This window comes from Lysobacter sp. KIS68-7, from assembly GCF_021284745.1.
In the GTDB taxonomy this organism is placed as follows: domain Bacteria; phylum Pseudomonadota; class Gammaproteobacteria; order Xanthomonadales; family Xanthomonadaceae; genus Noviluteimonas.
This window is the reverse complement of sequence record NZ_CP089925.1, coordinates 2214618-2228043: the sequence shown is the minus strand read 5'-3', so window position 1 is coordinate 2228043 and position 13426 is coordinate 2214618. Positions and strand designations below refer to the sequence as shown.

Here is a 13426-nt window from a genome sequence, read left to right as displayed (position 1 = left end):
TGCGGTCGGGCGACCCGAGGGCTCGACCGCCCCGAACCGGGCGTCATCGCTGCACGGGCGTGATCTTGAATACGAGGTCTACCGGCTCGACGAATTGCGTCGTCGCTCCGTTGCCCGAACGCCAGATGACATTCGCGCCGGTCTTGAAGTTGCGCCACATGAGGTCGCTGACCCCGTCGCCGTTGTAATCGCCGACCGCAACGATTTGCCAGTCCTGGCTCAGCACGGTGGACACGGCCTTTTGCGTCGTGCCATTGGCCGACAACCAAATGGTGTTCGCGCCTGTTCGGCTGTTACGCCAAACCAGGTCGGACTTGAAGTCGCCGTTGAAGTCGCCGACGCCTACGACCTTCCAATCGAGGTTCGTCACGCCGGTCATCCCCTGCTGCGTCGTCGAGTTGGCCGACTTCCAATAGACGTTCGCGCCGGTTTTCGTGTTGCGCCAGAACACGTCGGATCTGCCGTCGCCGTTGAAATCGCCCACTGCTTGGATCTTCCACGCGAAATCGGTCACGCCTGTCATGGCAATCGGCGTCGCCGCGTCTGCAGAGCGCCAGATCGCGTTCGCACCGGAGGTTGTGTTGCGCCACACCAGGTCGGAACGATCGTCTCCGTCGAAGTCGCCGGCCCCCACCACTTGCCAGGCCAGCGGCGTGACCCTCGGGAGCGCTCTGTCGTAGATCCCGGCGAGCTGGATCATGTTTTCGCCCGTCGCCGGGTTGCGCCAGAACACGTCGGAGTTGCCGTCGCCATCGAAGTCGCCGAGGGCTTGTGCCTCCCACGGACTCGGGACGAGCGGCGGGCAGGGATAAAAGCCGCAGAACTGGTTCTTGTCCGCCCATTTCCACAGCCAGCTGTCGCTGCGTTCGACCCAACGCCAAAGCAGGTCGGACACGCCGTCGCCGTCGAAATCGCTGACCGGGAGACTGGTGGCGTAGGGCTTGCACCCGTAGAGCAGCGTCACCCCTGAAAGCGTCGAACCCGCAAGATCGGGACAACCGTCGCCGTTGAGATCGCCCACCGCGAAGCCCTTCGCCGATCCCGCCGGGCGAGGGCCGAAATACACGTCGCCGAAGCCCGGAAGCTCGTAGCGCTCCTGCTTCGACAGATCCGCAGAATTCGCGCCGAAAACCGTCACCGAATGGAAGAACAAGTGCCCGGCCACCAACTCCTTGTCACCGTCCTTGTCCAGGTCGGCCGACAGCAGCATGGTCGTGCTGTCGTATATCGGCACCTGTTGCGCCAACGCGAGAAAGCCGCGCGTGTTGAGGCGATAGATGTTGAGCCGGCCATCGGGGCGGTTTTGCGGTGAAGCGGTCACCACTTCGTTGACGCCGTCCCCGTCGATGTCGACGACCTGCAAGGCAGCCGGATACGCTCCGGCGGGAGACCACGGGTGCGGGTATGACCATGCACCCGGCCAGAATCCGCCGAGTGCGTTGTTCTCGAAGACGAAGAAGCTGTTTACGACGGACGAGGTGAGCACCAGGTCCTGGCGGCCATCGCCAGTCACGTCCGCAAGCTGCACGCTCTTCAGGTCCGTGTCCCATGTGCCGGCCGGTGTCTGCAGCGTCTCCGTCGATCGAAAGCCGCCGATCCCGTCGCCGTAAAGGATGGACGCGGTGACCTGGACATCGTGGCACACGATGTCCGCGTTGCCGTCGCCATCGATATCCCCGGTCGCGATGTAGGCGCAGCCTCCGGAAATCGCTTGCGTCGTCGACGTGAGCGCACCGTTGGCGAGACGGACGACGATCAGTTGGTTGAGTCCGTGGCCGACGATCATTTCCGGCGGACCGGCATGATCCAGGTCCACGAACGAAACGGGGAGCGCGTCGTCGCCTCCCGGCAGCGAGAGGCTGAGCGGTGGCGCGAGCGCCCCGTCGGGCTTCTGCAGGTAGACCGCGAGCTGTGGCGCCATTTTCCCGCCGATGGTGACGGCCAGGTCCATGCGACCGTCGCCGTTCGCGTCACCGATGGCGACGCCTCCGGTGACATCGCGCGCGATGACCATTTTTGCGGGACGGCCGAACGTGAAATCGGCGGCGGACGCGGCGCCAGCCGCGCAAAGCATCAACGCGGCGAGCGGGAGAATGCGCTTCACGGAACCACCTGCCATGCCGCCCCGGCGATCGCAATGTCGTACGCTGACTGGTTCCCGTCGCGCATGATCGAGTTCCAGCCGGTGGCCCTGTTGCGCCAGAGGATGTCATCCTTACCGTCGCCGGAGTAATCGCCGATCGCTGCCACGATCCAATCGCGACCCAATGCCATGGTGGACTGTTGTTTCGTCGCGTCGGCCGACAGCCAGATCGTGTTCTCGCCAGTGATGATGTTGTGCCACATGATGTCGTCCATCGTGTCGCCGTTGAAGTCGCCGACGCCCCCAACCGTCCAACCCCGCACGGGCATCGCGGCAATCGACACCGCGGTGGTTGAATCCGCCGAGAACCAGATCGCGTTTTCGCCCGTCTCCGTATTGCGCCACAGGACATCGGCGCTGCCGTCGCCGTCGAAATCGCCGACGCCCACGACCTGCCGCGCGAGAAGTTCTGACGAAACGACGCGCGTGCGATCGCTGCGTGCGCCAAGCCAGATGACATTCCCACCGGAATTCCCGTTGCGCCACAGCACGTCGGCACTCCCGTCGCCGTCGAAGTCGCCGGTGCCGACGATCTTCCACGGTGTCGCCGCCGGCACGGTCGGTTGCAGGGTCGCCGAATTGCCCGCGCGCCAGATCATGTTCGCGCCGGTCGCCGGGTTGCGCCAAAACACATCGGCCTTCCCGTCGTTGTCGAAATCCGCGAGCGCGGCGACGACCCACGGCGCCGCGACGCTCGGAAGCGTCACAGCGCTCGTCGACTGGGCATTGATCCAAAGGATGTTCTGGCCTGTGGCCGGATAACGCCAGAGGATGTCGGTCTGGAGGTCGCCGGACACGTCCCGACGTGGCCTGCGCATACCGTACTTCAGGCTGACTTCGTAGGAGCTGTTGTTCACCGCGACATCGGTGCGGCCATCGCCATTGAGGTCTCCCACCGCCATGAAGGCGTAGAGGCCACCCACGCGGATGTTGCCCGACACGATTTCCATCGATGAAAGACCCGACGCGGAATTCATGTAGCGCCCGATGGCGCTCGTCGCCATGTGGCCGACCAGCAGATCCAAACGCCCGTCTCCGTCGACATCATGCTTGAGGAACGTCGACGGCCCCGACTTCGAGGGAAATTGCCTCCAGGGCCGCAATGCGCCGTATGCGTCGCGCCGATAGAGGAGCACCCGCGACATCGAACCGCCGCCGATGCCCACCGCGACCTCGTCGACGCCATCTCCGTCTGCGTCGATGGCTTCGATGGCGCTCGACGTGGACCCGGCGAACTCGCGCGGTATGCCGTACGCACGCGCAGGCAGGAAGCCACCTGTCCGGTCGTTCTCGTAGACGAAGAACGCCCACACACCGGCATCGACCGCAAGCAGGTCCGGATACCCGTCCCCGGTGACATCGGCGAGTTTGATCTGGCGGGTGGACCAGCCGCGCACCGCGGTCATCGGGAAATACGTCGCTTCGCCGGGCAGGCCAGACGCGTCGATCGGCAAGATGAACGCCTGCTGCTTCGTCGACTGGCAGAGGATGTCGGGGGTCCCGTTGCGATCGAGGTCGGCGGTGGCGATGTGCAGGCAATCCAGTCCGACGTTGTACACGCTCGGCACGAACTCCTCGCCGTTCCAACGATAGAGGATCACGCCTCTGTCGTACCCGGCAACGACCTCGACGCTACCGTTGCCGTCGAGGTCGACACCTTCCACCGAGAGGATGTGACCCATCGGCATGGTGAGGGAGATCGGCAAGTCGAGCTTGCCGTCCACCCGTTGCAGGCGGATAGCGAGGGAAGAGCCACTCACGTCGACGATGTTGAGGAGATCGTCGCGGCCGTCGTTGTTCACATCGGCGATCGCCACCCACTCCCCGCCTTCAAAGGAGAGGTTTGTCGCCTGCACTGTGTATTCGAAACTGGGCGCCAGGCTGGCGTAAGCCGGCAAGCAAGCCACGATCAAAGTCGCCGCGAATGCGGCGGCCCGTGCCATCGGTGTCATCCCCTGTCCCCTGTTCGGTGGCGCGTGGCGCCTTTTTTCAGGGCCCATGATAACAACCGGCCCTTCGCCGACCGCGGGACAAGGCACGGACTTCACTGCGAAAAAGTCGCATGTCCGAGGGACGTCGCGAAAAAAAAGGGCCGGCGATGGCCGGCCCTGTGTGCTTTCGGTAGCGGGCCGCCCCTCAGGCGCCCACTCCCTCCACGGCCCGATCGAGCGCCGCGATGTCGATCTTGCGCATCGTCATCATCGACTCGAACGCGCGCTTGGAAGTCTCGCCGCCCTTGGACATCAACTCGCTCAGGCGCCGCGGCGTGATCTGCCATGAGAGCCCGAAGCGATCCTTGCACCAACCGCAGGCGCTCTCCTGCCCACCGTTGTCCACGATGGCGTTCCAGTAGCGATCGGTTTCCGCCTGGTCGTCGGTGGCGACCTGGTAGCTCACCGCTTCGTTGAACTTGAACGCGGGGCCGCCGTTCAAGAGCATGAACTGCATGCCGAGGATCGTCATCTCGACGGTGAGCACGTCGCCTTTCTTGCCTGCGGGATAGTCGCCGGGCGCGCGCGCGATGCTGTCGATGCGGCTGTTCGGGAAGGTGTCGGCGTAGAACTTCGCGGCGTCTTCGGCGTTGCCGTCGTACCACAGACACGCTTGCAGCTTGGGGGTCATGGCCAGCCTCGTTGGTGAGCACGAACGCACGAGGGTAACGGGGCCCTGCTAGCAGAGGGTGAAATTGGCACCACGCTTCGAGCCACGGCGGGAGGTACCGCAGCGGAAAAAGATCACTGCTGCCCCGGCGGATACACGATGAGCGAGACACCGAAGCGCTTCGCATCGGCGTACGCCTGCTTCAACTCGTCGGAGTAGCCAGAGATGTCGGTATCGGGCGGCAGCTGCAGCGTCGATTTCACGTTCGCCACTGCGCGCCAACCCAACCCGGTGAGCCGATTGGCGGCCTTTTGCATGGCGACGTCAGCATCAGCGGAATCCACCAGGCAGATGGCGTCCACTTCGGTGCCGGGCGGGAACTTGCGGTGCGCTTCGCCGGCGGTGATCGAGAGTCGGAAACAATGCACGGTGCGGTCACTCGTAAGGGCGCGAAAAAAACAAAGGGCCGGCTTTCGCCGGCCCTTCATTTTTTGGTAGCGGGGGCAGGATTTGAACCTGCGACCTTCGGGTTATGAGCCCGACGAGCTGCCAGACTGCTCCACCCCGCATCAGGCCGCGCATTATGTGGAAGTGGCTCGGCAATTGCAACACATGGCATCGCATGCACCCCTGGCGTTTCGGTGCGAGTCACTTCGATGCGGTTCGCGTGGTCCGTCAGAGCGCGGGCTCCACGGCCGGATCGCGCTCGCCACGCAGGGCCTGCACGCGCTTGGCGGCGGTGGCCACCATGCCGGCATCGCCCAGGGCGCGATAGAGCGACTGCGTGGTCCACGCCACCCGGTAGTCGGTAGTCGCGAAGGCGTCGAGGTCGCCCAACAGCGCCGCCGCCGCATCGGCGTGCCCCTGCGCGAGGAGCAGGCGCGCTTGCAACAGGCCGACCTGCACGCGTTCTTCGGGCGCGCCTGTGTGTTCGGTGTTTGCGCTTGCCGCACGCGCTGCCTGCAATGCGGCCTCGGCATTCCCCTCGCCCTGCGCCAACAACGCGCGCGCCAGGTCCCACGGCGTGCGCGACGTACCGGGTGTCGGCGTCGTCGGCGCGCGTGCGATCCATGCGCGCGCAGTGGCGACGTCGCGATTGCGCAGCGCCGCCTGGACTGCTGCCAACGCCAGGCCGCCTTCGATGTTGGCGTCGCCCGCAGGCATGCGTCGCGCCAATGCGACTGCACCGGCGCGATCGCCTTGCGCCATGTGCAAACGCAATTGCAGCTCCTGCACGGCGAGCGCGTTCTCCGCGTCCGGCTGCAAGGTCGCGATGATCTCTCCCGCTTCGCGCAGGCGCCCGAGGGACAGCATCGTCCTGGCGCGCGTGGTCGCGATCGCGGACACGAGGTAGGCGTCTTCGAGGGACTTCGCCAATGCGTGCGCACGTTCGATCGACACCAACGCATCGTTCGGCTGCACGAGCAACAGTTGCGTCTCCGCTTTCGACATCAGCGTCGCAGCCAGGTAGTCGCGCACGTCGTAGCGTTCGAACACCGCGATCGCGTGGTCGTATTCCTGCAGCGCCTGCGGGTAATGCCCGCGCATTGTTTCGATCTTGCCGAGGTTGCTGGCGACGGTGGCGGCTTCGACGAAGTCCCCCGAACGCTGCATGGCGATGCGCGCCAGGCCCATGTCGCGCACGGCGGCTTCCATCTTGCCCTGCTGCACCTGCGCGACGCCGCGGCCGTTGTAGGCGTTGCCGAGTTGCGCGGGATTGCCCGAGCCGGCGTCGCGGCGTTCCAACAGGGCCAGCGCTTGCGTGTAGCGCGCTTCGGCCTGCGGCCAGTGGTTGCGACGCACTTCCACGGCGCCCTGCCCCATCAACACTTGCGCGCGGATGGCGTCGTCGACCGGCGGTTGGCGCGCGAGGATCGCATCGAAGATGCGCGCGGCTTCGTCGATGCGGCCCGCGCGAAATTCGAGCTGGCCTTCGCGCTGGCGCAGGCGCGGGTCGTCGCGTTCGGTGGACGGCGTGGTTTCGATCAGGTGTCGTGCGGTCGCGATCTGGCCCGCGAACAGTTCGGCGTCGATCTGTTGCACACGTTCGGTCAGCGGGCTCGGCGCGCTGTCGGCGCTGCGTCGGCCAACGCGACGCAGCCATGTATCCGTGGCCGTGGCGGCCGCCGCCAATGGCGTCGCGCCGCGCGCTTCGATGGAGCGCGACTGCCCGCCTTCGCGGAGATTGAAACGCAGGTGCCATCCACTGGCGTCGTGCGACGCTTCTGGCACGAGGATCCAGCGCGCACCACTGTCGGCTTGCAACTTGGCCCAAGCGGCGGCGTCGAGCGTCGCGGGATCCTTGAGTTGTGCGCTCAGGTGCAGGGTCTGTTCGCTCGGGACGACTTTCAGGCCGCTGCCACGCACGCGGCTGGCGACGTAGTCCATCGCCCCCAGGCGCACCCACGCGCTTTCGCTTTCGACCGGTGCAACGGCGACGGGCAACACGAGGACGACATCGCCGACCGGCGCATGCGAGGCCACGGGTTGCACGGGCGCCTCGCGCTTCATCCACCACCAGCCGCCGACGACGACAACAACAACGAGCAAAGACAATGCGACGAACCACGGCATGCGCGAGCGCCGCGCAGGCGGCGCGTCGAACGTTTGCACAACCTCGGGCGCCGGTTCGGCAGCGGCAGGTGCTTGCACGGCCGCGGGCACCGACGGATCCACTTCCTCCACCGGCGCCACCCAGCGATACCCGAACCGCGGCACCGTGCGCACGATCTCCTGCCGATCGCCCGCATCGCCCAAGGCCTTGCGCGCGCGCAACAAGGTTTGCGCAACCACCGTGTCGCTGACTTCCACGCGCCCCCACACCGCCGCGATCAATTCATCGCGTCCCACCGCGCGATCGCGATGGGCGACGAGGTACGCCAGGCATTCGAAGGACTTGGGCGGCAGCGCGATGCGCTCGCCATGGCGCGAGAGTTCGCGCGATGCGGGATCGAGTTCGAAATCGAGGAATTTGTATCGCGAAAGGCGCATGCGCCAACCCGCCTTCCAGAGACCGCCATCCTAAGCGATGGCCGCCCGAGCGTCGCTAATCCGCGACGATATCGAGCGTTTCGCGGCGTGCGGAAGCCGCGCCGGCATCCCACGGTGGCCGCCGCAGGAAGCGCACCCGGCCGCGTCCGCGCTGGCATGCCCGGAAACTCCACGTTTGCACGATCCGCGGCGCGGGACCTTGCGCAGGATCCAGGCCCGGGTCGGTTTCCACGCGCAGGAAAGGCGGCAGGTCACCGTCGAGGACCCAGTCCTGGCCGCTGGCCGGGCTGGCCGGCAGGCGGATGCGCAGGGCCTGCCCGACCGCAATGCGGATCGTCGGCGCACCGACATTCGTTGCATCGATCTCCACCACCGCGTCGCGCGTGCCTGGCGCAGGCGGTGCAGCCACGTCGCGGCCGCTGTTGCACGCGGCCAGTAACACGATGAACAACAACGAAGCACACTTGCTTGGTACAGCGATGACACATCTCCCGAGTGAATCGGCCGGGGCGACGCGCGCCCCGGCCTTGCCTTCAATGGCGCGTGAGGCGAATCAAAGCACCGTCGCGCGCACCATCACGCCCGCGGCATCGGCCTGCGCCGTCACCTTCAGGTAGTAGTGGCCCGCGGCCGGCGTGGTGAGCGTGATCGTCTGGTTGGTGCCCGGGCGGTTGGACGCACCGATGTTCCAGCTCGCCATCGGCTCGGCTTCGTACTGCACGAACTCGCTCACCGTGCCGCGACCGCCGTAGGTCAGCATCTGCAGGCTCTTCGCACCCGCCGGAACATTGATGTCGTAGATCACGCTCTGGCCGGCCGCGAGCGGCGCGACCGACGACGCGACGCCACTCACCAGCGGAATGCCCGTCACCGGCTGGCCAAAGGTCTGCGCACGCTGCACCGCGGCGGTGGCATCCACGATACCCGCACCGATCGGCTTGTCCGGCTTGACCGGGAACGGACGCGCGGTGGAGATCAGCACGCCCTGCACCTGCGCGGGCGTCAGCGGCTTGGCCGCCACGCTCTGCATCAGCGCGATGATGCCGGACACGTGCGGCGTGGCCATCGACGTCCCGGTGTAACCACCGAATGCATCGGCGCCCGGCACGGTCGTGCCGGCGTTGAGCGTCGACCAGATGTAACCGTTCGGCGAGCCTTCGGTGCCCGCGCCACCCGGCGCCGAGATTTCGACCGACGAACCGTAGTTCGAATAGCTCGCACGCTGGCCGCTGTAGCCCGTGGCACCGACGGTGATGACGTTCGCGCAACCGGCAGGCGAATGCGTGATCGCATCGGAGTTCTGGTTGCCTGCCGCGACGACGACGACCGCACCGAGCGAGACTGCCGTGTTGATCGCGTCCTGCACGTAGGCCGGGCACGACTGGTCGCCACCGAGGCTCAGGCTCAGGACTTCCGCCGGGTTCGGGTTCTTCGGCACGCCGGGCACGTCGCCACCGGCCGCCCACACCATCGCGTCGGCGATGTCGGAGTCGTAACCGCCGCAACGGCCGAGCACGCGGATCGGAACGATCTTCGCTTCCGGTGCAACGCCCGCACCGGCGAGGCCGTTGTTGGTCACTTCGGCGATCGTGCCGGACACGTGCGTGCCGTGCCAGGAGCTGTTGCGCGCGGCCGAGCCGCTGCCGCATTCGCCCGCTGCGCTCCAGTCGCCGGTGTCCCAACCGCCCGGCTGGCGCGTGTCGTCGGCGCGACGCGAAACGAAGGCATCGGTGATGAAGTCGTAACCCGGCAGCAGGTTCGGTTCGAGGTCGGCGTGGTGCGTGGCGCCCGTATCGATCACGGCGACGACGACGCCAGCGCCCTTGGTGATGTCCCATGCGGTGGTGACGCGCGCGCCACCGGCGCCGGTGCCGTAATGCCAGTTCTGGTACGTGGCCAGGTACGGATCGTTCGGCAGTGCGTCGGCGTGCACGCGGCCGTCGACGGCGACGTATTCGACGTTCGGATCGGCGGCGATCGAACGCATCAGTGCTTCGGCTTCATTGCGCGTCAGACGCTGCGAAGCGCGAATCACGTGGCGCCCGCCACGCGCGGTGGCGCGCAGCGTGTTCATCGACAAGGGCACGGCTTTGCCGGCGGCGTTGGTCTGCACGGCGACCTGCGGACGCACGCGGGTGGCGGCGGCGTCGAGCGCCTTCTGGCGCGCAGCGGCCTGCGTGCTTTCGGCAGTGCCGGCGCGGAACTTGACGACGAAGCGCGGCGTGGCCGACAGCGTGGCGTCGTTGAGGGCGGACAGATCGATGGTGGCGTTGCCCGCGAAGGCCGGCGCGATGGCGGCGGCGAGGAGCAGGCTGAGGGTGGTGCGGCGAAGAGTCATTGCAGTCTTCCTGGAAGATTGGGGTTGACCGCGGCGCCGCGATGGCGCCGCGGTGCATGTTGCTTAGAGGTCCAAACCGAAGCCGACGCCGGCGCTCGAATCGCTGCTGCTGAACGCGCCGCCGATGCTGAAGGACGCGTGTTCGCCGATCTGCTTCGAATAGCCAATGGAGAGCGCGCTCTGTCCGTTCTGCCAGCCGGCGCCGACGCCGATGCGACCGGCATCGGTGCGTGCGTTCGCGGCGTTGATCGCCATGTTCAACATGGCCGCGCTCATCGCACCTTCGCGGTCGATGCGCTCGTCCTGCTTGTCCAGGCGCTTGCCGAAGTCCTGCGTGAGGCGGGTGAACTCGTCGTTCATCGCCTGCAGGCGGGCGTCGGTGTAGCCGTTGGCGCTCTGCAGCGTGGTGGCGGCGGTGCTGTTGGTGTAGGCGTTCGCGCTTTGCAGCGTCGCGGCATTGCCCGCGTTGACCTGTGCGACGTTGGCGGCGTCGGTGTCGGCCGTGCCGGTCGCGACGTTGGTCACGCGGCGTTCGTTGCCCGCGCTGCCGACCGACACCGTGTTCGCCTGGTCGGCGACCGAACCCTGGCCGATGGCGACGGCACCGTTGGCGCTGACGCTCGCGCCCTCGCCGATCGCCGTGCCCGACGCAGCGGTGACGCTGGCATTCGCACCGACTGCAACGGAATCCGTCGCGACTGCGGCGATGCTCGCACCGCTGCCGACCGCCGTGCCACTGTCCGCGCCGACGTTCGCATTCGTGCCGAACGCGGTGTCGGTGCCGTCGGTGGCGTTGCTGCCGTTGCCGAGTGCAAGGCCGTTGCCCGTGCCGATCGGCATGCCGAGGCCCGGCGTCGCGGACAGCGTATTCACCTGCGTGGTGAGGTTGCTGATCGTCGTGTTGATGCCGCTGATGTAACCGTCCAGCGCGGAGAACGCGTCGCCCACGTTGTAGTAGTCGCTGCCCTGGATCGAATACGTCGGCGCGCCCAGCAGGCCGTTGACGTCGATCGTGGCACCGCCACCGAAGGCGGCCGCGACCGTGTCGAGCTGCGCGGCGCTGCTCGCACCGACGGCGATGAGCGCATCATTGAGCTGCGACACGTTGACCGCGTCGGTGTCCGCCGAACCGGCGGCGACGTTGGTGATCTGGCGTTCGTAACCCGCCGAACCCACCGACACCGTGTTCGCACGATCGGCGACCGAGTTCGAACCCAGCGCAACGCTGTCGTCTTCCAGCGCGACGCTGTTGTAGCCCATCGCGGTGCTGTTCATGCCGAGCGCGAAAGCGTTGGTGCCGGCCGCCATGCTGTACATGCCGTCGGCGTAGGCATACGCGCCGAGCGCCGAGGCGTAGTCGCCATTGGCCTGGCTGCCATCGCCGAAGGCCGACGAGGAGGCGCCGTTCGCGATGCTGGCGTTGCCCGTCGCGGTGGCGTTGAGGCCCATGGCCTGCGCATTCGCACCGAAGGCCACGGCGTTGTCCGACATGGCCTGCGCCTGCGAACCGAACGCGATGGCGTTGCTGGTGTCGCCGCCACCCAGGTTGTCGACCATGGCATCGACGCCGAAGGCGATGTTCGTGGTGCCGAAGCCGCCGAGGGCCTGGGCGTTGGCGCCGATGGCGATGTCCTGGTGCCAGGCGCTGACGGCATTGTCGCCAAGCGCGATGCTGTCGACGCCCCAGGCCACGCTTTCGCTGCCGATGGCAACCGCGAACGCATCATGGGCCCTGCTCTGCTGGCCCAAGGCGATGCTGGCATGCCCTTCGGCATACGCCACGAAGCCCGCCGCGACCGAGCCATTGATGATCTTCTGGTCGTAGGTCGAGTAATGACTCAGGCCATCGCCCCATGAACTGTCGAAATCACTGGTCCTGGCCGCCGGACCCAAGGCCGTGTCGTAGTTGCCCCAGGCGCGGGCATTGGCGCCAAATGCCTGCGCTGCCGTACCCGGGGTGTTGGTTCCGAACGCCCAGCCGGTGGGAAGCGTATTCGTGGGCGCGGCGCCGAAGGCCGCATTGAGGTCGAACCACCCGCCGACCGCGGTGGAGCCCGAGCCGATGGCGTAGGTACCGGTACCGATGGCGGTGGTGCCATAGCCGTATGCGATGGCGTTGTAGCCATACGCAGTACCCCAGCCGCGCACCGTTGCAGACCCGGTGCCAACGACCGTGTCGTTCTTGTCCTTCAGCAGGATCGTACCGGTGGGATCGAAGCCGTCGCCTGAAGTCGAGGCACCGCTGCCGATCACCACGCTGTTGGTGCCCTGCGCCACTGCGCCCGCGCCGATGACCGTCGTGTTCGTCGCGACACCCGCGGTGTAGACCGAGATCGGAGTGGTGGAGCCGAAGCCGTTGATCAGCGTGAGGACCCGCGATTCGGCGCGCGCGCCGTTGCCGATGACCACGGTGCTGTTGCCGTTCGCCTTGGCGCCGGTGCCGATGGCGATCGCGCTCGTCGCGGGCGTCGACAGCGTGGTCTGCACCATCGTCGTCACGCCGGCGGTGGTGGTCGCGGTCACCGAGTTGATGGTGTTCTCGACCGTCGCGCCGTTGCCCATCGCGATGTCGTTGTTGCCGTTCGCACGCGAGTTGGTGCCCACCGCGATGCTGTTCTGGTTGCTCGCCGGGCCGTTGGTCGTGGTGGTCGTGGTGGTGACTGTGTTGGGCGTGCCCTGCACCGTCGTCTTGGTGGTCGTGGTGTTCAACGACTGGGTCTGCGCGGTGTTGCCGACGGCGATGCTGTTGGCACCGGTGGCCACCGACTGCACGCCGACCGCCACCGCGCCCGCGCCGAGCGCCTGCGCCGCGGCGCCGACGGCCACGGACTTGGCACCGTTGGCCCAGGTGATTTCGTTGGCGTCGACCAGGCCGTCGCCATCGAGGTCGATCCACGAACCGATGGCGGTCGCGTTGTCGCCCGTGGCGGTCGTTTCATCGCCCTCGGACACCGAACGGTTGCCGACGGCCTTCGCGCGCGGGCCGCATGCCAGCGAATCGGAACCCGGCGAGGTGCTGTCGATCGGCAGCGGAAGGCCGGTGGTCTGGTCGACCAACTGGCAGTTGACGCCGGCGAAGGCCGGGACGGACATGACGGACAACAGAGCGAGGGTCAGGACGCGGCGTTGCAGCCGGGGCTTGGAGGACATGTCGGATCTCGTTGAAGGAAAAGGGCGGGGGCGCGGCTGCATGGCGACACCGCCCCCTGCCGTAACTCCCCCGTCGCCAAACCTCGTCGGCCACGCGGGAATTCGCTTCAACGTGCGATCACATTTCGATGACAGAGCGGCAACAAGCGAATGATTCGACAAGGAATTTGTCGTTTCGGACGCCCAAACGACGACGCCCTCCT

General features: G+C 66.8%; 8 protein-coding genes and 1 tRNA gene. All 9 read right to left on the bottom strand.

The features are described from left to right. Nucleotides 1–43: 43 nt before the first annotated feature. A complete protein-coding gene (locus LVB87_RS10855) occupies nucleotides 44–1786 on the bottom strand; it encodes a VCBS repeat-containing protein (protein WP_232897978.1) in 1743 nt (580 codons plus the stop codon). Between the two features lie 314 nt (nucleotides 1787–2100). Further along, nucleotides 2101–4191, bottom strand: a complete 2091-nt coding sequence (locus LVB87_RS10850) for a VCBS repeat-containing protein (RefSeq protein WP_232897977.1) — start codon at nucleotides 4189–4191, stop codon at nucleotides 2101–2103. An 88-nt stretch (nucleotides 4192–4279) separates the two neighbouring features. Further along, the gene (locus tag LVB87_RS10845; RefSeq protein ID WP_232897976.1) at nucleotides 4280–4765 is read right to left on the bottom strand and encodes a VOC family protein; all 486 of its coding nucleotides are present in this window, start codon (nucleotides 4763–4765) and stop codon (nucleotides 4280–4282) included. 113 nt (nucleotides 4766–4878) lie between these two features. Then, on the bottom strand, nucleotides 4879–5172 hold the full coding sequence (locus tag LVB87_RS10840; RefSeq protein ID WP_232897975.1) for a hypothetical protein: 294 nt from the start codon (nucleotides 5170–5172) through the stop codon (nucleotides 4879–4881). Nucleotides 5173–5236: 64 nt separating this feature from the next. After that, a tRNA-Met gene (locus LVB87_RS10835) sits at nucleotides 5237–5313 on the bottom strand. 106 nt (nucleotides 5314–5419) lie between these two features. Next, nucleotides 5420–7735 (bottom strand): winged helix-turn-helix domain-containing protein, encoded by a 2316-nt coding sequence (locus tag LVB87_RS10830; protein ID WP_232897974.1) that lies wholly within the window; start codon nucleotides 7733–7735, stop codon nucleotides 5420–5422. 55 nt (nucleotides 7736–7790) lie between these two features. Beyond that, nucleotides 7791–8177, bottom strand: coding sequence for a protease inhibitor I42 family protein (locus LVB87_RS10825; protein WP_343223427.1), 387 nt, complete (start codon nucleotides 8175–8177; stop codon nucleotides 7791–7793). A gap of 111 nt (nucleotides 8178–8288) precedes the next feature. Next, nucleotides 8289–10073: a S8 family peptidase gene (locus tag LVB87_RS10820; protein ID WP_232897972.1), complete on the bottom strand. Its 1785-nt coding sequence runs from the start codon at nucleotides 10071–10073 to the stop codon at nucleotides 8289–8291. A gap of 63 nt (nucleotides 10074–10136) precedes the next feature. After that, complete coding sequence (locus LVB87_RS10815) at nucleotides 10137–13223, bottom strand: YadA-like family protein (protein ID WP_232897971.1); 3087 nt, start codon at nucleotides 13221–13223, stop codon at nucleotides 10137–10139. Nucleotides 13224–13426: the final 203 nt, after the last annotated feature.

Excerpts from the sequence above, each read along its gene's own strand:
- LVB87_RS10830 (WP_232897974.1), bottom strand. The coding sequence starts at position 7,735 with ATGCGCCTTTCGCGATACAAATTCCTCGATTTCGAACTCGATCCCGCA.
- LVB87_RS10845 (WP_232897976.1), bottom strand. The coding sequence starts at position 4,765 with ATGACCCCCAAGCTGCAAGCGTGTCTGTGGTACGACGGCAACGCCGAA.
- LVB87_RS10855 (WP_232897978.1), bottom strand. The coding sequence starts at position 1,786 with ATGATCGTCGGCCACGGACTCAACCAACTGATCGTCGTCCGTCTCGCC.
- LVB87_RS10815 (WP_232897971.1), bottom strand. The coding sequence starts at position 13,223 with ATGTCCTCCAAGCCCCGGCTGCAACGCCGCGTCCTGACCCTCGCTCTG.
- LVB87_RS10820 (WP_232897972.1), bottom strand. The coding sequence starts at position 10,073 with ATGACTCTTCGCCGCACCACCCTCAGCCTGCTCCTCGCCGCCGCCATC.